The sequence below is a fragment of the Brevibacterium sp. GP-SGM9 genome (assembly GCF_047300845.1).
In the GTDB taxonomy this organism is placed as follows: domain Bacteria; phylum Actinomycetota; class Actinomycetes; order Actinomycetales; family Brevibacteriaceae; genus Brevibacterium.
Genome location: NZ_CP178563.1, coordinates 878,226 through 902,820, shown reverse-complemented (window position 1 = coordinate 902,820; position 24,595 = coordinate 878,226). Strand labels below are relative to the sequence as shown.

Here is a 24,595-nt window from a genome sequence, read left to right as displayed (position 1 = left end):
AGATGTTGGGGTTGCCCACCGTTCTGCCAACGGTGAAGCCGACCTCGAGGCCTGAACTTCCCTGTCTTCCTCGAAAAGGCTGTAACGATGAAACACATATTGCCCACTGTCGCGGGCTGCGCAGCTGTCGCACTCGTCGGCACCTTAGCGGTCACGACGCCGACTGCCTTCGCGGCATCCTCGACGCCTGATGTGTCCAAAGAGGCGCTGAGCGTCAGCAAGGAGGGACTCAACGTCCCCGGCGCACGCGATTCCAGTGATTCCACTGCCACCGCCGCCAACCAGAGCGCGACGAGCAACCTGCCGAACATCTTCAAGTCGCAGACCGCTCTCGCCTCGACCCAAGTGCCCTCCACCGTCAATGTCAGCGCGGACGCTTCGGCCGCAGCCGGCACGGTCAATCCCGTGTCTGCGAGCCTGTCCGGCACCGACGACGAGGACGAAGCGGTTCCCTCCGAAGGCTCCGCGCCTGCCGAATCTCCGGCCGGCGAGAGCGAGAAGAAGGACACCGAATCCAAGGATTCCGAGGACTCGAAGTCGGATGACTCCGAATCCGGTGATGACGAGTCGAAGGATGAGAAGTCCGACGACTCCGATGACATCTCCGGCTCCGTGCGTCAGAAGACCGAAGACGGCGTAAATATCGCGCTGATCTCCGATGTGCTCGACGTCCCTTCGAAGAATCCGAGCCTGATCGGCTTCACCTTCTCCGAGTCGAAGTCCAACATCCGCATCCAGGTCCGTATCAAGCAGGACTCCGGATGGGGAAGCTGGGACACCCTCGACGAGGAGCAGCAGGAGGAAGCCACCAACGAGGGCTCCGAGCCGATGACGGTCAACAACGCCACCAGCGTCCAGATGCGCATCCTCGGTGACAAGGCGCCCAGCGACGCCGAGCTCGTGCTCGTCGATCCGAAGCGCGATGCCGGCGATGCTCAGGCCGTGGCCGAGAACGCCCCCGTCGACCTCAGTCAGCAGACCGCAGGCGACGGCGCTGAGACCGGTGAGACCGAAGAGCAGTCGACCGGCACCGAGGCGGCAACCGCGGAGAACGTGGATGCCACCGGTGCGGCGACCGTGAGCAGCCAGAACTACGTCCCCGGCTCGGCAGATGTGTCGACCGTGGCGAAGACCAAGAAGGTGCCGAAGCCGAAGATCGGTTCGCGCAAGTCCTGGGGTGCGAAGTCCTACAAGGGCAGCCCCGACTACGCGAGCGGAATCAAGCAGGCCGTAGTCCACCACACCTCGGGCTCCAACAGCTACTCCGCCGAAGACGTGCCCTCGATCATCCGCGGCATCCAGTCCTACCACCAGTCCGGTCGCGGCTGGTCGGACATCGGATACAACGTCGTCGCCGACAAGTACGGCCGCCTCTGGCAGGCCCGTGCCGGCGACCTCGAGAAGGCCGTGATCGGTGCACACGTGCAGGGACACAACACCGGCACCTTCGGCATCTCGGTGCTGGGAACCTACAACAGCTCCGCACCGCCGAAGAAGACCCGCGACGCTGTGGCAGCAGCCATAGCCTGGAAGTTCTCGCTCAACGGCATCAGCTCGGCCACGAAGTCGACCCTGGTCGGCCACCGCGACCTGGGCAACACAGACTGCCCCGGCGACGCATTCTATGCGAAGCTCGGCGAGGTCCGTTCGACCGTCAACTCGATCCTGAAGTCGGGCAACCTGCCCGATGACAAGTCGGATGACGGCAAGGATGCTGAGAAGCCCAAGCCGAAGACCGCCATCGAGAAGTACGCCGAGAAGAACAAGCTCGGCAAGGCGACCGGCAAGGAATTCGATGTCAAAGGCATCTCGGGCGCCAAAGGTCAGAAGTTCGAAAAGGGTGTCGTGTACTGGTCCAAGAAGACCGGTGCCTACCACCTGGCCGGAGCCATCGGCTCCTCGTACAAGGGTGACGTCGTCACCCAGTTGGGGCTGCCCACCTCTCAGGAGAAGGGCGGCCTCAAGGGAGGTGGCGCGTACCAGAAGTTCGCCAAGGGAGAGATCCACTGGTCGAAGGCGACGGGCGCGCACCTCACCACGGGGACGCTGAAGAAGTATTGGTCCGACAAGGGCAAGGAGAAGGGCCACCTCGGCTATCCCAAGTCCAACCCCGTCTACAAGGACGGTCGGGGCGAGCAGCTCTTCCAGGGCGCTCGACTCGTCTGGGCCGAAGGCTACGGAACCACCGAGTTCTCGCCCACGGGCAAGATCACCGGCGGAGTCGTCGACAACAACCCGGGTGGCTCGGACGATTCCGTGACTCCGCCAGGAGACAGCGCCTCGGATGGCGGATCGGCTGCAGACTCCGGGGAAGGTGCTGCAGACGACAAGAACTCCGATGGGGATGACAAGTCGAAAGACGACGACAAGTCCAAGGACGAGGACAAGTCTAAGGACGAGGACAAGAAGGACGACAAGTCCAAAGACGATAAGTCCAAGGACGATAAGTCCAAAGACGACAAGAAGGACAAGCCGAGCAAGGAAGAGAAGATCCAGGCTCAGCGCAACGCCATCGTCAAGGAGGCGAAGTCCCACCTCGGCGTGAAGTACGTCTGGGGCGGCACCTCTCCGACGAAGGGCTGGGACTGCTCGGGCTACACGCAGTACGTCTACGGCAAGAACGGCATCAAGCTGCCCCGCACGACCAGCCAGCAGCGTTATGCGGGCAAGGAGATCTCGATCAAGGATGCCAAGCCCGGCGACATGATCTGGATCCCCGGTCACATCGGAATCATCTCCGAGACCAAGGGCCAGATGTACGATGCGGGTTCGACCCGGACGAACACGTCGAAGCGCAGCTACAGCTGGATGCTCAGCCGCGGCGCCAAGGTCATCCGCGTCGTCGGCTGACACGACAGTCGGCTGAGACCAGCCGAACGAGATCAGCAGCACCGGTCTCACTGAGGAAGTCACGCAGTGCCCCGAGGGCGGTCCCGCAACAGGGACTCACCTCGGGGCATTGTCGTGTTTCCCCTCGACCTTTCCTCCGGACAACCTCAAGGTCTGCATATCTGTCCAGGTGACAAGCGGTGAACACTCTGTGACTTGGTCTGAACAGTTGGTGAAGACGGCACCAGCGTCGCTGCAGACGCGCTACCGTTGAACAGCACACGAAATCGTGTGCCGATCCGTCAAGTCCAACCGAGGGGGTCTGCCCAGTGCGCCGATTGCAGAACACGGTCAAGAACTTCGACTGGGGCAGCCCGGACGCCATTCCTGCGATTCTGGGAACCGTGCCCGACGGCACTCCCTGCGCGGAACTGTGGTTGGGCGCGCACCCTCTCAGCCCCTCACGTCTTGATCTCGGTGAGGCACAGGCTCAGTCGGAGAACCGAGCGTACGGCCACGCCGAGGGATCCTCCGGTGCCGTGAAGACGAAATCCGAGACCGGCAGCCGCCGCGGCCCCAACCTCATCGAATTCCTCGCCGGCGACCCTGAGGGTCTCCTCGGCCACGACTCCGTGCGCGCCTTCGGTGCGCGCCTGCCGTTCCTGCTCAAGGTGCTTTCGGCGCAGAAGGCCCTGTCGATCCAGGTGCACCCGAATTCCGAACAGGCCGCCGCCGGATTCGCCCGTGAAGAGTCTGCGGGCCCCGACCTCGATGCGCCGAACCGCAACTACAAGGACCCCTCGGCCAAACCGGAGCTCATCTACGCGCTCACCGACTTCCACGCACTCACCGGCTTCCGCCCCCGCAAGGCGGTGCGAGCGACCTTCGAGCGGATGCTGTCCCAGCCGCTGACGCCCGGTTCGCTCGATTTCCTCGGAGAGCTGATCGCGGCGCTGAAGTCGCTGAGCGAGACCAAGGCGCTCTCCCGTGTGGTCGAACTCGTCCTCGGCGATCCCCGTGCGATCGGACTCCTCGACGAGGTCGCCGAACACGGCATCGATGAGCTGCCCGAAGGCCACATCAGCCGTCTCGGCTCGACGGTCGACCCGGCCCAGACCTTCTGCGAACTCCACGAGGACTATCCGGGGGATCCCGGCGTGCTGGTCGGCCTCATGCTCAACCGCGTCCATCTGCAGCCGGGGGAGGCCCTGGCGATGGAGGCGGGCGTGATGCACGCCTACCTCTTCGGCACCGGCATCGAGGTCATGGCCTCGAGCGACAACGTCCTCCGCGGCGGGCTGACTGGCAAGCACGTCGACATCCCCGAACTCCGCCGGATCGCGAAGTTCACCTCGAGCTCACCGCGGATGGTCGTACCCGACCGTGACGGCGTTCTGGTCGGTTCCACCGAGGACTTCGCCCTGCAGGCACTGCGGTGCCCGCGTCTGAAGACACTCGAGCGCCGAGGGGCGAGCATCGTGCTGTGCACCTCGGGGACCATCACCCTGACCTCGCTCGGCTCCTCGATCACGCTCGAGCGCGGTGAGAGCGTGTTCATCGCCGCCAACGAGCCGACGGTGACCGCCGACGGTCACGGCGACCTGTTCCTGGCCACGACCGGACTGGACCAGGCCCTGGCCTTCGCCTGAAGAGAGTCGTCACCGAGGTCGTCGTCACCTCTCCGGCCGGTCCGCCCACCGCGGAGCGATCAGCTCATTTCGTCCGCCCATGTCCCGTGCGCGGGCCACACCCAGGTACCGCATTAAAGCCGCGGGCCGCACACGGGTTCGCGCGTCCCGTGACGGCCCCGACGGCATGAGAAGACCCGCGGGGCGCCGCGCAGTGATGCGCAGCGCCCCGCGGGCGTGTGAACTCAGGCGGCGACGTCGATGGTCGGCACCTCGGAGGGCACGACTACCTCGGCGCCGGTCTTCTCCTTGACCTCGTCGACGGTGACGCCGGGGGCGAGCTCCACGAGGGTGAAGGAGTCTCCGGTGACGTCGAGGACCGCGATGTCGGTGATGATGCGGCTGACCACGCGCTCTCCGGTCAGGGGCAGGTCGCAGCTGTTCAGCAGCTTGTGCGAGCCGTCCTTGGCGACGTGGTCCATGATGACGATGACGCGCTTGGCGCCGTGGACGAGATCCATCGCCCCGCCCATGCCCTTGACCATCTTGCCGGGGATCATCCAGTTCGCGATGTCGCCGTTCGTGGCGACCTGCATCGCGCCGAGGATCGCTGCATCGACCTTGCCGCCGCGGATCATGCCGAAGCTCGCGGCCGAATCGAAGTAGGAGGCACCGGGGAGCATCGTGACGATCTCCTTGCCGGCGTTGATGAGATCGGGGTCGATCTCGTCCTCGGTCGGGTAGGGTCCGACTCCGAGCAGGCCGTTCTCGGACTGGAGCACGAGGTCGACGCCTTCGGGCAGGAAGTTCGGCACCAGGGTGGGCATGCCGATGCCGAGGTTGACGTAGCTGCCGTCTTCGAGCTCCTGGGCAGCGCGAGCGGCCATCTGATTTCTTGTCAATGACATAACTGGCTCTCCTCAGGCGTTCGTGGATTCGCGGACGGTGCGCTTCTCGATGGGCTTGTCGGCCACCTGCTCCGCCGTCAGCGGGACGACACGGTGGACGAAGATGCCCGGGACGTGGACGTCGTCGGGATCGATCTCACCGGGTTCGACGAGCTTCTCGACCTCAGCGATGGTGATCCGCGCCGACTGGGCCGCGGGAGGGTTGAAGTTCCTGGCCGAGGAATGGAACACGAGGTTGCCGTGGCGGTCGCCGACGGCGGCGCGGACCAGCGCATAGTCGGGAGCCAGGGACTTCTCGAGGACGTATTCCCTCTCTTCACCGAAGGTGTCGAAGACCTTCGTCTCCTTCGCCGGGGATTCCTTGACGACATTGCCGTTTGAGTCGTACTTCCACGGCATGCCGCCCTCGGCGACCTGGGTGCCCGCACCGGTGATCGTGTAGAAGGCCGGGATTCCGGCGCCGCCGGCCCGCAGCTTCTCCGCCAGCGTTCCCTGCGGGGTCAGCTCGACCTCGAGCTCACCGGAGAGGTACTGGCGGGCGAATTCCTTGTTCTCACCGACATAGGAGGCGATGATGCGGCGCAGCCGATGATCGGCGAGCAGGATCCCGAGGCCGCGTCCGTCGACGCCGGCATTGTTCGAGATGACCTCGAGCTCCTTGGCTCCCTGGTCCTGGATCGCTCTGATCAGGAACTCGGGAACTCCGACCACACCGAATCCGCCCACGGCGATCGATGAACCATCTGCAATATCGGCGACCGCCTCGGCGGGGGTCTCAACTACTTTGTCCATGCGCCCAGTCTGCCATGGACGTCTCCGAGCTGATCGGAGAGGTCCGCTATTCGGCCCTCGTCGATGCCTGTGGCCAGGAGGATCTCACCCCCGCCGAGGAGGTGGTGCAGGAATCGCGGCCACTCGTCCGCACGTGGGGTCGAGTTCGACACCAGCAGGCCCTCCGGCCTGCCCGAGCCGGTGCCGGGATCGGTGGGGTCCCCGGCCCAGTCGATCGTCCTGCCGTCGACGATGAGGCTGCCGGTGGCCGCCAGGCGACGCGGAGTCTGATCGGGATAGGCGCGGATGGCCGAGTTGACGTCGATGTAGTCGTCGTCGACGGGCGTGCTCAGGGACAGTGCCGGAGGGTTGTAGACGAAGATCTCCTCGGCATCGGACAGAGACTCATCAGACTCGGTGCCGAAGGGAACGAGGGCGTGATGGTCCTCCTCGGGCCGATCGCCGAGAACGACGCGGCCCTCGGCGAGGAGAACGCTGATTATGCCAACGACCTCGCGCCAATGCAGCCCGTTCGGCGTCGGAACCCAGAGGGTGAAGTCGGGGCCGAGGTCGTAGTCGCCGAAGAGGCCCACGCCCTTGTTCACCCAGTTTGCGACCACCGGACCGGTGAGGTCGAGGCTGTCATAGTCGGGTCCGCGCCATAGCAGGACGGGTCCGCCGGTGCGGGAGATGGTGCTCAGGTCCAAGGTGGGTCTTCTTCCGTGGTCGTCGGGTCACCGGTCAGCGAAGTTCTCTGGTGCCGGTCAGCGAGAGGTGGTCAGGATGACGGTCGGAGTGCCGGTCAGGGAACGATGAGGGTGATATCGAGGGTGACTCCTCGGGGGAAGGCTCCGAGCTCGCCGTCGACCCACTGGTAGTTCGTCGTGGCGCTGAGGTCCTCGGCGAAGAGTGCTGTGTGGAGGCGTTCGACGAGCGAACCGAGTCCGACCATCGCCTCCAGCAGCGGGGGACCGCCGGACTGCGCAGTGGCGGGGGAGTCCGACGGGCTCATCGTGATCCGTGAACCCGAGCCTTCGATGCGCATCCGCCAGGCGGCATGGCCGGGAGTGCGGGACTGGCCGGCCCGGACGACGCGGATCGCTCGCGACACCTTCTCGAGGATGTCGTCGCCGTTGTCACCGGCGGCGGCCCGACCGGGCAGCTCGGGAACCCCGAGCCCGCGATGGATGGCCTCGACATGGCCGTAGCGGAACCAATCCTCGCCGAGCTCACGGGAGAGCGCCTTCGCCCCGTCCCCGCCGTTGTCGAGATATCCGCCGGCACCGCGGACCAGGGCCATCGGCAGACCGCGGGAGGAGCCCTTGACGATGTCGGCGGCCGAGGCGATCTCATCGGCGATCGCGCGAACGGTCACCGACTGCACCCGGCCGTCGTCATCGGGTCTGCCGCGCTGATCGTCGAGCCCGGAGAATCCGGACAGGCCGAGAGCGATGTCGGAGACCCCGATCCGCCAGGGGCGGGAGCTGGTGTCGGAGATGATGAGGCCGATGCGCACCGAGAACGAGGCCTCGACGCGCTGGCGCAGCACGGCGGCCGAATGATCGCAGTCATGGGGGTGGAGGACGACGGCGCCGCCCGAATTCGACTGATCGAGGCCGGCCGCGGCCTGGACCGTGCCGGCCTGGGTCCGCACGATCTGGACCGTGGTGCCCGAGCCGTAGGTCCGCTCTGCGACGAGATGCGTCGACGAGTTCGCCACGAGCTCCTCGAACTCGGCACGATCGTCGACGGTGCGCAGCCGACCGTCGGCCTTGGACACGACCTTCGAGGCGATGACGAGGATGTCGCCGTCCTTGAGGTCGATGCGATTGCGTCGCAGTGAGTTGATGAGGATCGCCGCGAGGTCGCTGCCGGGTTCGATGTCTTCGTCGACCGGGGGAGCGTAGACGGTGAGCAGGCGGTCATTCATGGGCGGCCCGCGGTGATTCGACTCTCATGTCTCCATAATCCCATCGACGGGGAATCTTTTCGAAATTCTTCGGATCTGCTCAGGGAAACACCATAGGTTGTGGCGGCACTCCAGGGCGGTCGCTATATATGGGGTTACCGGCGCGCGTGTATGTGAAAGTGTGTTCTATTAGCCTGTCCGGCGGTCCTCCAATACTCCATCAGGGCTTGACGGAGCGGTAATGACACACGTGTAATTTATACCTAAAGGGGAACGCGCCGGGCACGAATCCTCGGATTCGACCGTACACCACGCCGATCTCGTCGGCAGGGCGTCGGAGCCGCTCAAGCGTGAGAAAGGGGAACACCGTGCAAAGCGCACAGAGAAAATGGCAGGAGCGAGACGATCTCTCCTCCGCGCCGGGAGTGACAGCCCGTAGCGCCGAAGACTGGTTCATCGAACCAGGTGCTCGCACACCGGACACACTGCCCGATCCATTGGCGGTCGATCCGAACGATCTGACCCCGCTGCCCACGGACAACTCCGCGGTCTCGCCGCTCTCGCTTCTGCTGGGAGCCGCCGAGGACGGAGAGCTGTCGTGGCAGGACCAGGCGCTCTGCGCACAGACCGACCCGGAGGCGTTCTTCCCCGAGAAGGGCGGATCGACCCGCGAGGCCAAGCGTGTCTGCGCCTCCTGCGATGTGCGCTCGGAATGCCTCGAATACGCACTCGCCAATGACGAGCGCTTCGGCATCTGGGGTGGGATGTCCGAACGCGAACGTCGGCGACTCAAGAAAAGGGTCGTGTGAGACCTGCCGTCACCGCCGTCGTCATCTCAGGTGACGACAGCAGCACGACAGAGCTGGAAGCGGCTCTGAGCGCAACATACCCCGAGATCCCCGTCGTGGATCTCGGGGGTCTTGCCGTCAGGGATGCGCTCGAGCTCTCGGCCGTCTCCGAATCCGAGTTCCTCTGGTTCCTCACTCCCGATTCGGATCCGGCAGCGGACTGCCTCGACGAACTCCTCGACGCCATCGGCTCCACAGCCTCAGTTGCCGCGGTCGGCCCGAAGATCATGCACCCCTCACGCATCGTCTCGGCCGGGGTCACCACCACCTCGGCGGGAGCCAGGGTCAACCCCGTCGGACGCGGAGAGATCGACCAGGGCCAGCGTGACGGACAGACGGAGACGCTCGGCCTCGACATGCCCGGCATGCTCATCGCCACCGCCGAACTCGAGCGGATCGGGGCCCCGTCCCGAGTCCTCGGCCCCGCCTACCGTGGGATCGAATACTCGCGGCGCCTGCGCGACCTCGGCAAACGAGTCGTCCTGGCCCCGCGAGCCGAACTCAGCGTCTCCGAGTCCACAGCCGCCCAGCTGGGATCGTCTCCGCTGCCCCCGATCTCGAAATTCCAGATCCGCACCGAACAGCGCTACCGGCTCAGCCTCGCCCGGCCCGGATTCCTCGGACTGTTCTGCCTCCTCGCCCTCACCCAGCTGAAGAACACGCTGGCCGGCTTGCTGGGCAACAACGTCCGCTCCGCCGGTTGGTACCTCTCGGCCTTCTTCGGCCTGGCCGCAGATGCTTCCACGACCGCGCCGCTGCGCCGCGCGAACTCCCGGCGCAATCGCCTGGCCAAACGCAGCAGCACCTCCCATGTGGCCGCCCTCTACGCGGACCCTGACGAACTCGCCGTGCAGCGGCGAAGCATGAACGCCGACGAATCGGCCGCAGCCGCCGAGGTGCCCACCGGCGGACCGAACGACGAAGCCGAACTCAACCCCGTCGGCGACACCGAGGAGGCGATCGACTCCTTCTCCCGGCTCGAGGTCACCGGCGGTGCGAGCCTCGTCCGCCACCCCCTGACCTACCTCGTGATCCTGGCCGCGGCACTGAGCGGATTCGTCTCCTTCCGCCTCTTCGGCCCCGGCCACCTCACCGGCGGCGGGCTCGGCTCCACCGATGTCGGTCTCGGCGAACTCTTCGCCCGACTGCTCGGCCAGCACCTCGACATCTCCACGGGCGCGGCGGTACCGGCCGACCCCTACCAGCTCGTCCTCGGGATCCTTGCCCTGCCGTTCTTCGGCCATGTCGACATCATGGCCAGATGCCTCATCCTCCTCGCCCCGCTCCTCGCGGTCATCGCCGCCTATCTCGCGGCCGGCGCAATCGCCCGGCGCCGATGGGTGCGCGGCTTCGCCGCCCTGCTGTGGATCGCGGCACCCACCTTCATCACCGCGCTCAGTGTCGGCCGCCTCGGCGTGGTCTTCGTCTGGATCGGCGCACCACTGCTGGTCATCGCCCTGCGCAGGAGCCTGCGCACCGGCTCGATCGCCGCCTCCGCCGCCGCAGGGCTGCTGCTGTTCCTGCTCATCGCCGGTGTGCCGATGATGCTCGTCATCGCGGTCCTCGGCACCGCGGCCCTGCTCATCACGGCTCGGGGGCTTCGCCACCTGTGGCTGCTCGCACCCACGCTGTTCCTGTCCTGGCCATGGCTGTGGGCGCTGCTCTTCCACCCGGGTGCCCTGTTCACGATGCCCGGACAGACTCTCGCACCGGCCCAGGCCCCGAGCTATCTGCTCGCCGTCGGATTCCCCGAACCGCTCGATCTGACGTGGTTGGCGAAGCTGCTGGCGGCGCTCGGCGTCGACGGAGTCGCCCCCGGCGTCCTCGGCCTCTGGGCCCCGCTCATCGTCCTGCCGATGCTCATCCTCGCGTTCTTCACCCTCATCGAGGCGCGCCTGGATCTCACCCGGCTGATGTGGGCCGTGGGACTCTACCTCGGCGGTCTGATCCTCGCCGTCGTCCAGGTCCACGTCCCCGCCCAGACCGGACCCTTCCAGCTCATCGGCTCCTATCCTGCGGCGGGCCTGACCCTGGTCAGCCTCGGCTCGATCATGCTGCTGACCCTCGGCGTCGAGCGCACCGCCGCGAGCACCTCGACCGCCGGCAGGCTGCCGATGCGCGGCCTCGCCGGACTCGTCGCCCTCGCCGCGATCGGACTCATCGTCCTCGGCGCGGGACGGAGCACCACCTCGGCGGACATCGTCGAACCGCAGGAGCACGGCATCGTCCCCGCCCTCGCCGCCGACCGGGCCGCCGGAGACACGCAGGCACGCACCCTGCGCCTGGACAACGTCGACGGCGAGGTGCTGGCCACGCTCATCTCCTCCGCCGACGGCACGGTCATCGGCACTTCGACGATCGACTCCGCCGAGGCGGTCGGAGGCTGGCCGTGGGAGCGGCGTCCGCTGCCGATCGGACCGGACCAGACCCTCGTCGCACAGGCCGCCTCGGCGCTGTCGGCCGACGATGCCGGGGACGTGCGCGAGCTCCTCGGCCGCCTCGGGGTCGACTTCGTCCTCGTTGATTCTTCCGCCGGTGATCTGCAGAATTCCGTCTCCGCGGCCGAAGGCCTCGTCCAGGTGGGACCCACCGAGTCCGGCGGCCTGTGGCAGGTCGACACCGACTACAGCGGACGGTTCCTCGTCCGCGAACCCGACGGCACGCTGAGCACCGCATCGAAGCACGGCAGCAGCGTCGAGGTGGCGCCCGGCGAAGACGGTCGCACCCTCATCGTCGCCGACGCCTCGGACGCGATCACCGCACGCATCGGCGGAGCCGAACTGCCGTCACCCTCGGAGCCCAGCGAAGAGTGGACCTCCGAGTTCACCCTGCCGAGTTCCGGCGGCGAGGTCGAACTGACCTCCGGTTCGCCCCTGTACGCACCCGGGGTGATCCTCGGCTGGGTGCTCGGACTGCTCACCGTGATCGTGGCCATCCCGTTCGGCTACCAACGCCGAAGCGTCAGGAAGCCGACGGCGAAACTCTCCGCGGAGGCGAAAGCATGAGACATCTGCGCAGCATCGTGACCTTCGCGGCGATCGCCGTCCCCGGCGTGCTCGTGGCCACCACCTCGTTCCTCACCCCGCTCACGCCCGGCACACTCGACCGCAGCCCGGAACAGGTGCGGATGCCCACGGCCGACACCCGGGTGATCTGCCCCGGTCCCCTGCTCACCGACGAGGAGGCCGAAGGCACCGACGCGGAGTTCGTCGACGACTCGAACGTGTCCACCCGAGTGGTCTCGGCTTCGGCCCCGATCAGCGCCGCCGACGGTTCCTTCTCCGCCGCGCGGCTGCAGGTCGCCGACCTCGGCGGAGACGCGAACTTCGACAACCCCAGTTCTCCGGGCTTCGTCTCCGGCGATGACACGATCGATGCGACGAAGCTGATCACCGGCTTCGCCCGGCCCGGCGCCCCGGCGCTGACCACGGGACTCGAGACCGTCGAGGGCACCTCCGGAGACCTCACGGGACTGGCGACGCTGACCTGCGCCGAGGCGGCGAGCAGCTTCCGGATCCTGGCCGGATCCGGGGCGACGGGTTCGAACTCCCAGCTGCTGCTGAGCAACCCGGGCGACGCGCCCGTGCAGGCCGAGGTGGCCGTGATGACCCCACGGGGTCAGGAATCCGAGCCGACCGAGCTGAGCATCAAACCCGGTGCGCAGCGCGCTGTGCGTTTGGCCGGTCTGGCCGCCGGTGCCGAAGCTCTGGCCGTCGACGTCACCGTCGACGGGGGAGTCGTTGCAGGGTCGGTGCAGGAGAGCGTCCTCGACGGACTGACTCCGCAGGGCATCGACCTTGCCGCCGCCGGAGCCGATGCGAATCGTCAGCAGGTCGTCACCGGACTCGACGGCAAGGACGCGAAGCTGCGCGTGGCCAATCCCGGCGACGACCTCGCCGAGGTGTCGCTCAAGGCCTATGGTCCCAACGGTGAGATCGACATCCCCCGCTCCTCCATGACCGTCGTTGCCCGCGGTGTCGCCGAGGCCGACCTCGGCGATCTCGACGCGACCAGCGTCGTCCTCGACTCCCCGAGCCCGATCCAGGCCAGTGCCACGGTCGGCAAGGACGGACAGAAGGGTGCGGGCGACTTCGGCCGCATCTCCGCCACCGATACCCTCGCCGAGTCCCAGATCATGGCGCTGCCGAGAACCGGCACGGGAACGCTCTACCTCTCACCGGGTCAGGGGCAGGTGCAGATCCAGGGAATGCTCGACGACGGTTCGCTGACCGACCCGCAGTCATTCGATCTCAACCCGACCGGCACCACCGAACTCAGCCCCGCAGAGATCTCTCCCGAGGCAGTGCGGGCACTGGTCATCAAGGGCCAGAACGCCTCGGGCTCGCAGGCCGACGGCGTCCACGCGAGCCTGCTCGTGACCACCGAGGACGGCATCTCCGCCGTCGAACCCGCTCCGGCACCGGCCGGTGTGGCCTACCGGGACGTCCGACTGGGCTGAGCGTCCTCGGGTCGGGTCAGGTCCGACGGAGGATGTCGACCTGGTCGGAGACCACCTCGGCGATGAGCGAATCCCGCTGATCGGGGGTGCTGTGAGACTCGATCACGCGCCGATAGAGGACGATATGGGTCTGCCGCCCGGCGGTCGCCGGGAACACCCGACCGAAGGCCGGTTCCACGGAACTCGGCGGTGGGACGGCATCGATGGCCAGCACCACCTCGGCGAGGAGGGAGGGTTCTCGAGAGCGGAGAGCGGCGAATTCCTCCGCCGCGACCTTGGCGAAGCTGTCGGATCGCCGCATCCGTGCGGGCACATCGGCCATGAACAGCGGGGAGCGCAGACCACGGCCGTGCCGGTCCCGATGGCGCCTGGTTCTCATGGGATATCATTCTAGACTCAGACCGGCCGGGGCTGGCCGGATCGAGCGGGTTCGGCGTGTAGAGTATTGGACTGTGTCAGCCGTGAGAATGTGTTCGAAAGTAAGCTGCTCGCGCAGTGCCGCCGCCACCATGACGTACGTGCACGCTGATGCGACCGTCGTCATCGGGCCACTGGCCAGGCGAGCCGAGCCCGGGGCCCATGATCTATGTGCCGAGCATGCGGCGAAGCTCACCCCTCCCGTCGACTGGCAGCTGATCCGCATCGACTCGGGCCAGGCTCCGCCGGAGCGCACCCGCGATGATCTGCTGGCCATCGCCGACGCCGTCAGGGAAGCCGCAGGTCGCGGCACAGGGGGCGCCGACTACAATGCCCCCTCCCGGTCCTCAGGCACCTCAGGCGAACGCGGCCCCACCAGCGGTGACGGATCCGTGCCCGGACGCAAGCACGGCCACCTGCGCATCATCGGCGACTCATGAGCGCATCCGAGGCGGCGACGCCGAGCCGGGACCTGCGAGCCCGGCGGACGGAGGCACTGGAGGCCGCCGTGGGCGCCTACGACATCCGCGGGCGGATCCCCGACCAGCTCGATGAGGACATTCTGTTCTGCCTCGGCTGGGCGAGTGCGCAGGCGATGTCGGAGATCCATTCGAACATCGAGGTGGTCATCGGCCACGATATGCGCCCGAGCTCGGCCGCCTTCGCCGATTCCTTCGCCCGCGGGGTCGAAGCAGCCGGATCCCAGGCGATCGCCCTCGGACTGTGCTCGACCGACCAGCTCTACTTCGCCTCCGGCATCTTCGAGATCCCCGGCGCGATGATCACCGCTAGCCACAACCCCGCCGACTACAACGGCATCAAGATCTGCGGGCCGCGCGCCGGGGGAGTCAGCCTCGCTTCGGGGCTCGGGCGGATCCGGGACCTGGCGCCCGAGGCTCCCGAATCCTCGGGCGACCCGGTCGCGAACGACGACGAAGCCGCCGCTCAGATGCGTCGGCGCTATGTCGAACGGATCCGCGAGCTCACCCATGTCGACACCGTGCGCGAGCTGAAGATCGTCGTCGACTGCGGCAACGGGATGGCCGGCAGACTCCTCGGCGAGGTCTTCGGCACCGATGCCGGCTTCGCCGCGGTGCCCTTCGAAGTCATCGGCCTGTTCACCGAACTCGACGGCACCTTCCCCAATCATGAGGCGAACCCGCTCAAGCCCGAGAACCTCCTCGACGTCTCCCGCGCCGTCGTCGACCACGGCGCCGACCTGGGGTTGGCCTTCGACGGAGATGCCGATCGCTGCTTCTTCATCGACGAGACCGGGGCGACCATGTCCGCCTCGGCGGTCGGAGCACTCGTGGCAGAGCGCGAGATCGCCCGGGCGAAGCGAGCCGGTGACGAATCGCCCGCGGTCATCCACAACCTCATCACCTCACGCAGCGTGGCCGCCACGATCGCCGCGGCAGGCGGCCGTGCCCTGCGCTCGAAGGTCGGGCACTCGGGAATCAAGACGATGATGGTCGAAACGGGCGCGGTCTTCGCCTGTGAGCACTCCGCGCACTTCTACTTCGACGAGTTCTACTGTGCGGATTCGGGAATGCTCGCCGCCTGCCACCTCATCGCTGCACTCTCGGGAACCGGTTCTCCGGCCTCGCGTCTCGTCGCCGACTACGATCTCTACGTCCAATCCGGAGAGATCAACTTCACCGTGGCCGACCCGGACCGCGTGCTCGCCGAATTCGCCGCCCATGCCGGTGACTTCCCGGAGAACACGGTCGAGGATCTCGACGGCATCGGGCTCCAAGGCGCGGACTGGTGGATCAACCTGCGCAAGTCGAACACCGAACCCCTGGTGCGGCTGAATATCGAGGCCGCCGATGCCGAACAGGTGAAGTCGATGACGGCGCAGGTCAGCGAGTTCGTCCAGTCCCGGGCAAGCAAATAGACTCGAATCAGTTCCGACGATTTCCGTTCTCATGGAGGTACTGTGCCAGTATTCACCGATTTCAAACTCGCCGATCTGAGCCTGGCCGAAGCCGGACGACATCAGATCCGATTGGCCGAGCGGGAGATGCCCGGCCTCATGGCCCTGCGTGAGGAATACGCGGGCCTGCGTCCGCTGGCCGGCGCCAGAATCGCCGGCAGCCTGCACATGACGGTGCAGACGGCGGTGCTCATCGAAACGCTCACTGCCCTTGGCGCCGAGGTCCGCTGGGCCAGCTGCAACATCTTCTCGACCCAGGACGAAGCGGCGGCCGCCGTCGTCGTCGGCTCCGGCACTCCCGATGCTCCCGCCGGAGTACCCGTCTTCGCCTGGAAGGGCGAGACGCTCGAGGAGTACTGGTGGGCTGCGGACAAGATCTTCGACTTCGCCGAGGGCGCCAACCTCATCCTCGATGACGGCGGCGACGCCACGATGTACGTGCTCGAAGGAGCCCGGGCCGAAGCCGCCGGGGGAGCCCGGGGGGCGGGGGAGGACGATCCCGAGGAGTACAAGGTCTTCCTCACCCAGGTGCAGAAGGCGATCGATTCCTCACCCGGTCGCTTCGCCCGGCTGGCCGAGAGCATCAGGGGAGTCAGCGAGGAGACGACGACCGGAGTCAACCGGCTCTACCGTCTCGCCGCCGAGGGCAACCTGCCCTTCCCAGCCATCAACGTCAACGATTCGGTGACGAAGTCGAAGTTCGACAACCGCTACGGCATCCGCCATTCCCTGCCCGACGGACTCAACCGCGCCACCGATGTGCTCATCGGCGGCAAGATCGCCGTGGTGATCGGCTACGGCGATGTGGGCAAGGGTGCGGCCGAGGCGCTGCGCGGACAGGGCGCACGCGTCATCGTCACCGAGATCGACCCGATCTGCGCCCTGCAGGCGACGATGGACGGCTACCAGGTCGAGCTCCTCGAGACCGTCGCCCCGCAGGCCGACATCATCATCACCACCACCGGCAACACCCGAGTCGTCGGCGTCGACGTGCTCACCAGCCTCAAGCCCGGAGCGATCATCGGCAACGTCGGACACTTCGACGATGAGATCGACCTCGCCGGTCTGGCGAAGCTGCCCGGTGTGGACAAGATCGAGATCAAACCGCAGGTCCACGAATGGTCAGTGCCCGTTCCCGCCGAGCGCGGACTCGGCCGGGAGACCACGGACTTCCTTGTCCTCTCCGAGGGACGCCTGCTCAACCTCGGCAATGCGACGGGCCATCCCTCGTTCGTGATGAGTGCGTCGTTCAGCAACCAGGTGCTTGCGCAGATCGAGCTCTGGACCCACCACGATGACTACGACAACGGTGTGCACCGCCTGGCCAAGGAACTCGACGAAAAGGTCGCCAGGCTCCATCTGCCCGCCCTCGGCGCGAAGCTCTCGGAGCTGTCGAAGGACCAGGCCGAGTACATCGGCGTCGACGTGGCCGGACCGTACAAGCCCGAGCACTACCGGTACTGATCGCCGCATCGCCGGATGGCGCTCAGCACTGGCCTCAGCGGCTGAGGCTGAGGCCGTGGGGGAGGACGTCGACTCCCTCACGGAAGGCCCGTGACTGGGCGCTGCGACGCTGCTGCTTGTCGAATTCCGCGGCACGCAGACGGTGGATGATCGCAGACAGGAACTGCTCGGGCAGGGTGCCCTCCGGGGGTGCAGGCGCCACATAGGGGTTGAGTTCCGTTGCCAGCTCTTTGGCTCGGTCCCAGCGTGACTCGGGCCCGAGGTTCTCCGACATGGCGAGGAACTGGACGATGCGACGGTGCAGGCCCTCGGGGAGACCGGCCACGTCGGTCTGGGCCAGCCAGTTCTGCAGCTGCGGCGCCACATGCGTGCGCACCGGCAGCGGTGGGGCGCTGCGTTCGCTCACGGCCATGGTTCCGGCCAGGTAGTCGCCGAGGCGCTTCGACTGTGCCGAGACGAGCCCGGAGAGGGCGGCGATGCCGCCGCCGGTGCTGAGTATCTCGAAGGGCCACAGGATCGCCCGGATGAACGAATGACGGATCCGCACGGCGCCTCCGTCGTCGCGGACCACGCGCAGTCCGAGGATGAGTTTGCCGAGCGAACGTCCGTGGGTGAGGACTTCGATGATCATCGGCAGAAATACGAACACCGAGAGGCTCATGATCGTCATCACCGAGCCCAGGAGCAGCTCATTGAGTTCGAGGACCCGCAACAGGAGCCAGAACATGGCGATGAGCAGACCGACATTGACGATCGTATACACGATGTAGTCGATCAGACAGCTCAGCGCCCGGGCTGCCAGGGCTGCGGGCTGGATGCTCAGTTCGACGGCTTCGCCTGTCACCAATGTGCTCACCCATCCATCCTGTCACACACCACCCGATTCTCCTCTCGGGCCCGCTCGTCTCCGATAGGGTTGGGGGCATGGACCCGAACCTTCTGGCCGAACTGCATGGTGACGACTGGCGAGAGCTGTCCATGCTGGCGAAGAAGAACACGCTCAGTCCCTCCCAGGCCCAGCGCTTCCTCGACCTCTATCGCAGCGCCTCGAAGGATCTCTCCCGGATCATGACGACGGCCCCCGACTCTCTTGAGGCCGCCCGCCTGTCCGCGATCGTCCACCGCTCCCGCAACCATCTCTCCGCGGTTCCCTCCGGCGGCCTGTCGGGCCTGTCGCGGTTCTTCGTCGTCAGCCTGCCGCTGTCGATCTACCGGCTGCGTTGGGACTTCGCCATCGTCGCCGCGAGTTTTCTCGCTCTTGCCGTACTGTCGGGACTCTGGGCGGGAATACACCCAGAGGTGCTCGAGACCTTCGGCGACCGGGCCTACCGTCAGCAGTTCGCCGAACACGATTTCGTCAACTACTACAAGGAGAACCCGAACGGATTCTTCGCCGTGGGGGTGTGGACGAACAACGCCTGGATCGCCGTGCAGTTCGTGCTGCTCGGCATCACCGGAGTCTTCGTCGTACAGGGAATCTTCGTCAATGCGGTCAACGTCGGCTTCTCGGCGGCCATGATGTTCGAGTTCGACAAGGGCGCCGACTTCTTCCTCTACATCCTGCCCCACGGCATCCCGGAGATCAGCTGCATCATCCTGGCGGCCGCGGCGGGCCTGCGTCTGTTCTTCGCCTGGGTCATCCCCGGCCCGCAGCTGCGCCGGAACAAGCTGGCCTCCGAGGCCAGGTCGCTGCTCACCGTGGCCGGCGGTCTGGTTCTTCTGCTCTTCGGCTCGGGACTGATCGAGGGCTTCGTCACCCCGAACCCGATCCCGCCCGTGCTCAAGATCGTCATCGGCGTGCTCTACACGGCGGCCGTCATCGTCTACGCCCGGTACTTCGGCAGGCGTGCGGCGCGGGCCGGACTCACCGCCGATCTCGATGAGCACCAGGCCGGGTACTCCATCCTGGCCACCGACCGCTGAACCGCTGACCGCTGACTTACGGGCCGCTGACTCGCTGACCGCTGACCCTTCGTCCGCTCAGAGCCTGCCGGTGGCCTTGAGGTTGATGTAGAGATCCGCGAGAGTCCCCGGCAGGTCTTCGGGGGAGTCGGTGACCGACTGGACGCCGATGCCGCGCAGCCGGGTCTGCAGCGACCTGCTCCTCAGCAGCTCGGCCTCTGCGGCGGCCGCGGTGAAGATCTCCTCGGCGTCCTCGCGGTGTCCGGCGAGCTCGTGCAGATCCGGATCGTCGACGGAGGCGAGGACCACCCGGTGTCGTGCGAGCAGCGTCGGCAGCACGGGCAGGATCTCCTCGGAGACGCTGCCTTCGTCGAGGGCGGTGACGAGGACGACGAGGGCGTGCTGGCGTGAGGTCGACACCACCGCCGAGGCGATCTGCTCCCAGTCGGCATCGTAGAGTTCGGGATGGACCGGGGTCAGCGCCACGGAGAGATCGTGGACCGGGTCCTTTGACCGATGGCTCGAGGCGATCGCCCGGACCCGTGCATCGGCGACGATCACGTCGACCCTGTCGCCGGCACCTGCGGCCAGTGCGGTCAGGAGCAGCGAGGCCTCCAAGGCGGCATCGAAGACCGTCCCGTCCCCGCAGCGGCGAGCCGAGAGCCGAGAGGAGTCGACGACGATGACGACGCGGCGGTCACGCTCGGGCCGCCAGGTCTTGACCACCAGATCCTGGGAGCGTGCACTGGCCCGCCAGTCGATGGAGCGCACATCATCGCCGTCGACATAGTCGCGCAGGGAGTCGAATTCCGTGCCCATGCCGCGGATCATCACCGCCGACCTGCCGTCGAGTTCGCGCAGCTTCTGCGTCTTCGAGGGCAGTTCGCGGCGGGACACGAACGGCGGCAGCACGCGCACGATCGCCGGCACATCGAAGCTCTTCTGCCTCTCGACGAGACCGAGCAGGCTGCGGGAGCGGATCGTCACCTTGTCCGCGTGCAGGGCACCGCGTCGGGTGGGACGCAGGACGGTGCGCACCTGCACCTGCTCGCCGGGGGCAAGATCATGGCGTGAGCGCGTGTCCACCGCGCCGGCGCTCGGTGCCCAGGCATCGCGGACGCGCATGCGCAGGCGTCGCGACGAATCGTTGACCAGCGACAGAATGCAGTGGGTGGAGTCGCCGAGCCTGACCATCGGTCCCGGGGTGCGCTGGAGTCCGGGCAACCTCGGCGGGGGAACCGAGAAGAAGTCGACCACGGCGGCGATGACGATGACCGCGGCCACGACGACTGCGGAAACCCACCCCGGCATGAGCATGACGGGGATCAGCCCGATGAGGGCGAGCAGGAGCAGGCGGGTCGTCATTCAGCGGGGGACTTCGGTCGTCGCGACGATCGAATCGAGCACCTGGCCGACGCTGAGACCGTCCATCTGCGCCTCGGGCCGCAGAATCACGCGATGCCCCAATGTCATGTGGACTAGGGCCTTGACGTCATCGGGGGTGACGTAGCTGCGGCCGGCCAACCAAGCGTAGGCGCGGGCGGCGCTGAGCATGCGGGTGGCGCCGCGCGGTGAGACTCCCAGCGCCAGGGACGGGGCCTGTCGGGTGGCTCGCGCGAGATCGACGATGTAGGTGATCACCTGCGGTGCGATGTAGATCCCGGCGATGCGCTCCCGGGCCTGGTGGACCATCGCCGCATCCGCGACCGGGGACAGGCCCGCCTCGGCGAGGTGGGAGGCGTCGAAGCCGCGGGCGTGTCGGTCGAGGATCTCGAGCTCACGTTCGCGTTCGGGCAGACCGAGGACGAGTTTGAACAGGAAGCGGTCGAGCTGAGCCTCGGGCAGGGGATAGGTGCCTTCGTACTCGAGCGGGTTCTGCGTGGCCGCGACCATGAAGGGCTCCGGCAGGCTGCGGGGGCTGCCGCCGACGGAAACCTGGTGTTCCTCCATCGCCTCGAGCAGAGCGGACTGGGTCTTCGGCGGGGTGCGGTTGATCTCATCGGCGATGAGGATGTTCGTGAACACGGGACCCGAGCGGAACTTGAAGTCCGAGGCCGAGGCATCGTAGACCAGGGAGCCGGTGACATCGCTGGGCATGAGGTCGGGGGTGAACTGGATGCGGGAGCTGTCGAGGCTGACCGAGGTGGCGAAGCTGCGCACGAGCAGGGTCTTCGCCACACCGGGCACGCCCTCGAGGAGGACGTGGCCCTGGCACAGCAGCGCGATGAGCATGCCGGTCACGGCCTCGTCCTGACCGACCACGGCCTTCGCAATCTGGGTGCGCACCCCGGCGAACGCCTCCCGCAGCGGGTCCGCCTCCTGCACCTGCTGCGTCTCCTGCACCTGCTGCGGCTGCTGCACCTGCTGAGAGGGCTGGGGTTCTGCGGTCGGAGACCGGACAGCGTCGGCTCGGACGTCCTGTGGCTGCGCGGGGGTGGGGTTCTCGTTGGGCGTCTGGGTCATGGGATCTCACTTTCGATGCGGGTGAGCAGGTGGACGAGGTCGGTCAGTTCGGCGTCCGTTCTCGGCGCCGCCGAGACGAAGACCGATTCGATCTGGGCCGGGTCCCGGCCGGTCTTGTACGCGATCTGCGACAGGATGTCCGGCGCCCGGGTCTCGGGGCCCAGGGCCAGCCGCTTGGCGATCCGGAGCAGGGCCGCCGTGCGCAGAGTGTGGAGTGCGCCGAGGCGGTCATGGCTGCGCGCGGACAGGGCGGCCCGACCGTGCACGGTCTCGACCGCGGGAACGACGGCGGGCAGACGTTCGAGCGCGAGCGGTCCGAATCTGCGCCCGAGGACGAGCAGCAGGATGAGCACGCAGGGCAGAAGCCAGACGGCACCGGCGATGAACCAGCTGGGCACATAGTCCAGCGTCGACGGCGGCGTGTCCTCGGCCCCGCTCTGCTGCGGATAGTAGACGACGAGGTGGGAGCTGCCGGACAGCTCGGAGAGCACCAGCGAGGCGTTGCCCTCCTCGTCGATGGTCTGGTTCATCGCCCATTCCGGGTTGCCGATGACGGTCAGGGGAACGTCCCCGCCCTCATCGACGATGAGCTGTCCGCGAGCTGAGCCGGGTGCCACCTCGGTGCCGTCGACCTCTTCGACTCCGGGACCGGTCAGCGGATAGCAGGCGCTCAGCCCCGAGGTGCCCTTCTCTGCCTCGGCATATTCGACCTCTCCGGTGCTCACCGCTCCGGCGGCCTGGGCGCTGGGCACCGGGCAGTTCGGCTGGGAGACGGCATCGGGGCTGCCCAGGGGGCGGAGGTTGTCGTTGACGGTGATCCGGTCGGTGAAGCTCTCGACCGTCGAACCGGGGTCGATGAGCACGAGGCCGTTGCCGTTCTCGGCCAGCGTCGATTCGAGGCCGGCGATGTCGCCGGGAGAGAGGACCTCGGAGTTCGCGGGAATCAGCAGCGTGGTGTCGGAGCGGACGGCGGCCTGCTTCGCCTCCTCGCCGTCCTCGGTGGTGGTCACCTCGACGCCGTGTTCGCGCAGGGTCTCGACCATGGCCTTGCCGCCGCCGCGGGACGTCGAATCGTAGTGCAGTGGATCGTCCTCCCCCCGGTCGGAGGTCATGAGCATCGTCACGATGACGGTGATGAGGATGACGACCGCGGCGGCGATCCAGACCCCGGCTGAACGCAGCCGAGCGCTCAGCGGCACCGCTGCCGTGGTCCGTGCGCCGCGGAGCGCGACGTCGAGTCCGGCGCTCATGAGACGCTCGCCTCGCGGTGGCGGGAGCTCGGATCGTCGGCGTGACGGTGCGCCGCGGGCAGAGCGCTCAGTGACCGGTCGAGGTCGAGGAGCCGCGAATAGCTTGTGTTGCTCGCCGGGTCAGGGCGGTGCTGCGTCGTGGTCGCGTCTCCGGAGCCGGCGTCGTCGGAGGCCTCGCCGAAGAGGAGCTCATTGAACACCTCGGCGACCCACCGCAGTTCGGACGCGTGCTCGGGCAGGTCCGCCCCCGCCGTGCGGGAGAGTTCGCTGGCGGTCGAGGAGGAGTCGAGAGACACGATCTGTTTGAGGGACAGGAGAGCGAAGATCGCCCGCGCCTGATCGACAACCGCGGTGCGGAAGTCTCCGGCCGCTGCCGCGGCTGCGGCGCTGCGCCTCCACGGCTCGGGTTCGGGCACCGCCACCACCGGGTCGAAGGCGGCGAGGGGAACGCGGGTGCGGCGCAGGCCGACGCGGCGGACCCGCCACACGATGAGAGCGATGATCCCGGCCACGACGATGACGACGAGGAGCAGCAGCCAGGGGGAGTTCCCGCGCAGGGCCGCGCCGAGCAGCGACTCCCATACCCCTTCGAGCCAGCGTCCGATCTGCTCGAGCGGGGTGAGGTCGTTCTCGGAGTACTCGCTTTTCGAGAGTTCGCGTTCAACCCATTCGCGCCCCGTGTCACGGTCGATCACGGCTCTCTGGTCAGGCAGTGCCGACAGGGCGGCGCCGAGGTGGCTGAGCGTGGGCAGGCTCATGCGCGGGATCCCTCCTCGGCACGGATGAGTTCGAGGTCGTAGCCTTCCGTGCGCATCCTCTGATCGAAGGTGCAGACGCAGACGAGGCAGGCGAAGTAGGCGAAGAGGACGGCCGAGGAGATCAGCGTCAGTCCCAGGACCACGGCACTGATGCCGATCCCGACCGCCAGGATCGTGGTGGAATCGCTGAGCAGCGCCGTGGCCCCTCCCAGCACCGCCATGAGGATGAAGACGAAGGGTCCGATGATCAGCTGCACGAGCTGATTGGACAGGAAGTAGCCGAGTGCGAGCTGGCCGAAGGTCCGCCAGAAGCCGCGTCCCGTCAGACGCCAGGAGCGAGAGAGCGCGGCACGGATGCCGAGGCGTTCGACCGCGATCGTCGTCCCGAGGAACGCGAAGCGCAGATTGAGCCAGGTGAGCGCGCACAGCCACAGCAGCACCGCGATGACCGCGCAGACGACGGCGAGGATCGGATTGTCGAAGATCGCCAGCAGCATCGCGGGCAGGCTCAGCAGAATGAGCAGGCCGAGGTTGATGCCGCTCATCAGCAGCGTCGCAAGGATCAGCGACCAGCGTCTTCCGCGCAGCCCTGCCCAGGCCTGTGTCAGCGTCGTCTTACGGGCGCCGAAGGAATTCTGCGCCCCGGCCGCACTCAGCCCGGCAAGCAGATGGACGATGCCGAGGCTGAGCAGGCTGATCGCGAAGGATCCCAACTGCGCGAGCATGAGGAATCCTGACATGGCCTCGTCATTGCCCATGACATCCGTAAGGAAGGGCAGGAACCTGAGCGCGGCGAATGTGCCGACGGCCGTGAGCAGGAGAGTCCAGAGCGTGAACACGATGAGGGCGGCGCCGATGGTCAGCCCGGGAATGTAGCGCAGCAGCCGGAACCCGGAATCGAGGACTTCGAAGAACGTCAGCGGTCGCTTGGCGAGGACTCCGCGCGGGGCGGGCGGTCGCCACTCGTGATGCCCTGCCTCCTGCTGACGCTCCTGCCACCGGCCGGTCTGCCAGTTCACCTCGGAGGTCCATGCGTTCGCTCGTCCCATCACC

Annotated in this window: 20 protein-coding genes; 9 read left to right on the top strand and 11 right to left on the bottom strand. The window is 67.1% G+C overall.

The genetic code is table 11. The annotated features are described in order from the left end of the window. The first annotated feature begins 87 nt into the window (after positions 1–87). A complete protein-coding gene (locus ACH82I_RS04115) occupies positions 88–2,850 on the top strand; it encodes an NlpC/P60 family protein (RefSeq protein ID WP_413335672.1) in 2,763 nt (920 codons plus the stop codon). A 308-nt stretch (positions 2,851–3,158) separates the two neighbouring features. After that, positions 3,159–4,478 (top strand): mannose-6-phosphate isomerase, class I, encoded by a 1,320-nt coding sequence (gene manA / locus ACH82I_RS04110; RefSeq protein ID WP_413335670.1) that lies wholly within the window; start codon positions 3,159–3,161, stop codon positions 4,476–4,478. 224 nt (positions 4,479–4,702) lie between these two features. On the opposite strand, the gene ACH82I_RS04105 is transcribed toward manA, so the two are convergent. From ACH82I_RS04105 to ACH82I_RS04090, 4 genes are all read right to left on the bottom strand, one after another. Continuing rightward, positions 4,703–5,365: a CoA transferase subunit B gene (locus ACH82I_RS04105; RefSeq protein WP_230743601.1), complete on the bottom strand. Its 663-nt coding sequence runs from the start codon at positions 5,363–5,365 to the stop codon at positions 4,703–4,705. A gap of 12 nt (positions 5,366–5,377) precedes the next feature. Beyond that, positions 5,378–6,157 (bottom strand): CoA transferase subunit A, encoded by a 780-nt coding sequence (locus ACH82I_RS04100; protein ID WP_230743602.1) that lies wholly within the window; start codon positions 6,155–6,157, stop codon positions 5,378–5,380. After that, a complete protein-coding gene (locus ACH82I_RS04095) occupies positions 6,145–6,843 on the bottom strand; it encodes a hypothetical protein (protein WP_413335668.1) in 699 nt (232 codons plus the stop codon). Before ACH82I_RS04095 ends, ACH82I_RS04100 begins: the two co-directional genes overlap by 13 nt. Positions 6,844–6,938: 95 nt before the next feature. Further along, complete coding sequence (locus ACH82I_RS04090; protein ID WP_230743604.1) at positions 6,939–8,066, bottom strand: coenzyme F420-0:L-glutamate ligase; 1,128 nt, start codon at positions 8,064–8,066, stop codon at positions 6,939–6,941. A gap of 506 nt (positions 8,067–8,572) precedes the next feature. Here ACH82I_RS04090 and ACH82I_RS04085 point away from each other — a divergent pair. From ACH82I_RS04085 to ACH82I_RS04075, 3 genes are read left to right on the top strand one after another with little or no spacing between them, the layout of a single operon-like run. After that, the gene (locus tag ACH82I_RS04085; protein WP_413336738.1) at positions 8,573–8,854 is read left to right on the top strand and encodes a WhiB family transcriptional regulator; all 282 of its coding nucleotides are present in this window, start codon (positions 8,573–8,575) and stop codon (positions 8,852–8,854) included. After that, the gene (locus ACH82I_RS04080) at positions 8,851–11,898 is read left to right on the top strand and encodes a glycosyl transferase (RefSeq protein WP_413335666.1); all 3,048 of its coding nucleotides are present in this window, start codon (positions 8,851–8,853) and stop codon (positions 11,896–11,898) included. Before ACH82I_RS04085 ends, ACH82I_RS04080 begins: the two co-directional genes overlap by 4 nt. Beyond that, positions 11,895–13,352 (top strand): DUF5719 family protein, encoded by a 1,458-nt coding sequence (locus ACH82I_RS04075; RefSeq protein ID WP_413335664.1) that lies wholly within the window; start codon positions 11,895–11,897, stop codon positions 13,350–13,352. The genes ACH82I_RS04080 and ACH82I_RS04075 overlap by 4 nt, the downstream gene beginning before the upstream one ends. A 16-nt stretch (positions 13,353–13,368) precedes the next feature. On the opposite strand, the gene ACH82I_RS04070 is transcribed toward ACH82I_RS04075, so the two are convergent. Continuing rightward, positions 13,369–13,731 carry a metallopeptidase family protein gene (locus ACH82I_RS04070; protein WP_230743607.1) on the bottom strand — a complete coding sequence of 121 codons (363 nt, stop codon included), beginning with the start codon at positions 13,729–13,731 and terminating at the stop codon, positions 13,369–13,371. An 88-nt stretch (positions 13,732–13,819) separates the two neighbouring features. Here ACH82I_RS04070 and ACH82I_RS04065 point away from each other — a divergent pair, with 88 nt between their 5' ends. The 3 genes from ACH82I_RS04065 to ahcY are packed head-to-tail and all read left to right on the top strand — an operon-like array spanning position 13,820 to position 17,169. Further along, positions 13,820–14,209 carry a DUF3499 domain-containing protein gene (locus ACH82I_RS04065; RefSeq protein ID WP_413335662.1) on the top strand — a complete coding sequence of 130 codons (390 nt, stop codon included), beginning with the start codon at positions 13,820–13,822 and terminating at the stop codon, positions 14,207–14,209. After that, positions 14,206–15,666 (top strand): phosphomannomutase/phosphoglucomutase, encoded by a 1,461-nt coding sequence (manB, locus tag ACH82I_RS04060; RefSeq protein ID WP_413335660.1) that lies wholly within the window; start codon positions 14,206–14,208, stop codon positions 15,664–15,666. The genes ACH82I_RS04065 and manB overlap by 4 nt, the downstream gene beginning before the upstream one ends. Before the next feature lie 42 nt (positions 15,667–15,708). After that, positions 15,709–17,169 (top strand): adenosylhomocysteinase, encoded by a 1,461-nt coding sequence (gene ahcY, locus ACH82I_RS04055; RefSeq protein WP_413335658.1) that lies wholly within the window; start codon positions 15,709–15,711, stop codon positions 17,167–17,169. Positions 17,170–17,203: 34 nt separating this feature from the next. Here the strand turns inward: ahcY and ACH82I_RS04050 are convergent, their stop codons facing one another. Then, the gene (locus tag ACH82I_RS04050; protein WP_413335656.1) at positions 17,204–18,025 is read right to left on the bottom strand and encodes an RDD family protein; all 822 of its coding nucleotides are present in this window, start codon (positions 18,023–18,025) and stop codon (positions 17,204–17,206) included. A gap of 68 nt (positions 18,026–18,093) precedes the next feature. Here ACH82I_RS04050 and ACH82I_RS04045 point away from each other — a divergent pair, with 68 nt between their 5' ends. Further along, positions 18,094–19,092 carry a stage II sporulation protein M gene (locus ACH82I_RS04045; protein ID WP_413335654.1) on the top strand — a complete coding sequence of 333 codons (999 nt, stop codon included), beginning with the start codon at positions 18,094–18,096 and terminating at the stop codon, positions 19,090–19,092. A 57-nt stretch (positions 19,093–19,149) separates the two neighbouring features. Here ACH82I_RS04045 and ACH82I_RS04040 read toward each other — a convergent pair whose 3' ends face one another. From ACH82I_RS04040 to ACH82I_RS04020, 5 genes are read right to left on the bottom strand one after another with little or no spacing between them, the layout of a single operon-like run. Beyond that, complete coding sequence (locus tag ACH82I_RS04040; protein ID WP_413335652.1) at positions 19,150–20,436, bottom strand: DUF58 domain-containing protein; 1,287 nt, start codon at positions 20,434–20,436, stop codon at positions 19,150–19,152. Then, positions 20,437–21,534, bottom strand: coding sequence for an AAA family ATPase (locus tag ACH82I_RS04035; RefSeq protein WP_413335650.1), 1,098 nt, complete (start codon positions 21,532–21,534; stop codon positions 20,437–20,439). It lies immediately after the preceding gene. Next, positions 21,531–22,784, bottom strand: a complete 1,254-nt coding sequence (locus ACH82I_RS04030) for a DUF4350 domain-containing protein (RefSeq protein WP_413335648.1) — start codon at positions 22,782–22,784, stop codon at positions 21,531–21,533. Before ACH82I_RS04030 ends, ACH82I_RS04035 begins: the two co-directional genes overlap by 4 nt. Continuing rightward, a complete protein-coding gene (locus ACH82I_RS04025) occupies positions 22,781–23,542 on the bottom strand; it encodes a hypothetical protein (RefSeq protein WP_413335646.1) in 762 nt (253 codons plus the stop codon). Before ACH82I_RS04025 ends, ACH82I_RS04030 begins: the two co-directional genes overlap by 4 nt. Then, positions 23,539–24,591, bottom strand: a complete 1,053-nt coding sequence (locus ACH82I_RS04020; RefSeq protein ID WP_413335644.1) for a hypothetical protein — start codon at positions 24,589–24,591, stop codon at positions 23,539–23,541. Before ACH82I_RS04020 ends, ACH82I_RS04025 begins: the two co-directional genes overlap by 4 nt. Positions 24,592–24,595: the final 4 nt, after the last annotated feature.

Bases quoted from the DNA above. Each gene is read 5' to 3' on its own strand.
- ACH82I_RS04115 (WP_413335672.1), top strand. From the start codon at position 88: ATGAAACACATATTGCCCACTGTCGCGGGCTGCGCAGCTGTCGCACTC.
- ACH82I_RS04105 (WP_230743601.1), bottom strand. From the start codon at position 5,365: ATGTCATTGACAAGAAATCAGATGGCCGCTCGCGCTGCCCAGGAGCTC.
- ACH82I_RS04100 (WP_230743602.1), bottom strand. From the start codon at position 6,157: ATGGACAAAGTAGTTGAGACCCCCGCCGAGGCGGTCGCCGATATTGCA.
- ACH82I_RS04090 (WP_230743604.1), bottom strand. From the start codon at position 8,066: ATGAATGACCGCCTGCTCACCGTCTACGCTCCCCCGGTCGACGAAGAC.
- ACH82I_RS04075 (WP_413335664.1), top strand. From the start codon at position 11,895: ATGAGACATCTGCGCAGCATCGTGACCTTCGCGGCGATCGCCGTCCCC.
- ACH82I_RS04070 (WP_230743607.1), bottom strand. From the start codon at position 13,731: ATGAGAACCAGGCGCCATCGGGACCGGCACGGCCGTGGTCTGCGCTCC.
- ACH82I_RS04065 (WP_413335662.1), top strand. From the start codon at position 13,820: ATGTGTTCGAAAGTAAGCTGCTCGCGCAGTGCCGCCGCCACCATGACG.
- manB (WP_413335660.1), top strand. From the start codon at position 14,206: ATGAGCGCATCCGAGGCGGCGACGCCGAGCCGGGACCTGCGAGCCCGG.
- ACH82I_RS04045 (WP_413335654.1), top strand. From the start codon at position 18,094: ATGGACCCGAACCTTCTGGCCGAACTGCATGGTGACGACTGGCGAGAG.
- ACH82I_RS04040 (WP_413335652.1), bottom strand. From the start codon at position 20,436: ATGACGACCCGCCTGCTCCTGCTCGCCCTCATCGGGCTGATCCCCGTC.
- ACH82I_RS04035 (WP_413335650.1), bottom strand. From the start codon at position 21,534: ATGACCCAGACGCCCAACGAGAACCCCACCCCCGCGCAGCCACAGGAC.
- ACH82I_RS04030 (WP_413335648.1), bottom strand. From the start codon at position 22,784: ATGAGCGCCGGACTCGACGTCGCGCTCCGCGGCGCACGGACCACGGCA.
- ACH82I_RS04025 (WP_413335646.1), bottom strand. From the start codon at position 23,542: ATGAGCCTGCCCACGCTCAGCCACCTCGGCGCCGCCCTGTCGGCACTG.
- ACH82I_RS04020 (WP_413335644.1), bottom strand. From the start codon at position 24,591: ATGGGACGAGCGAACGCATGGACCTCCGAGGTGAACTGGCAGACCGGC.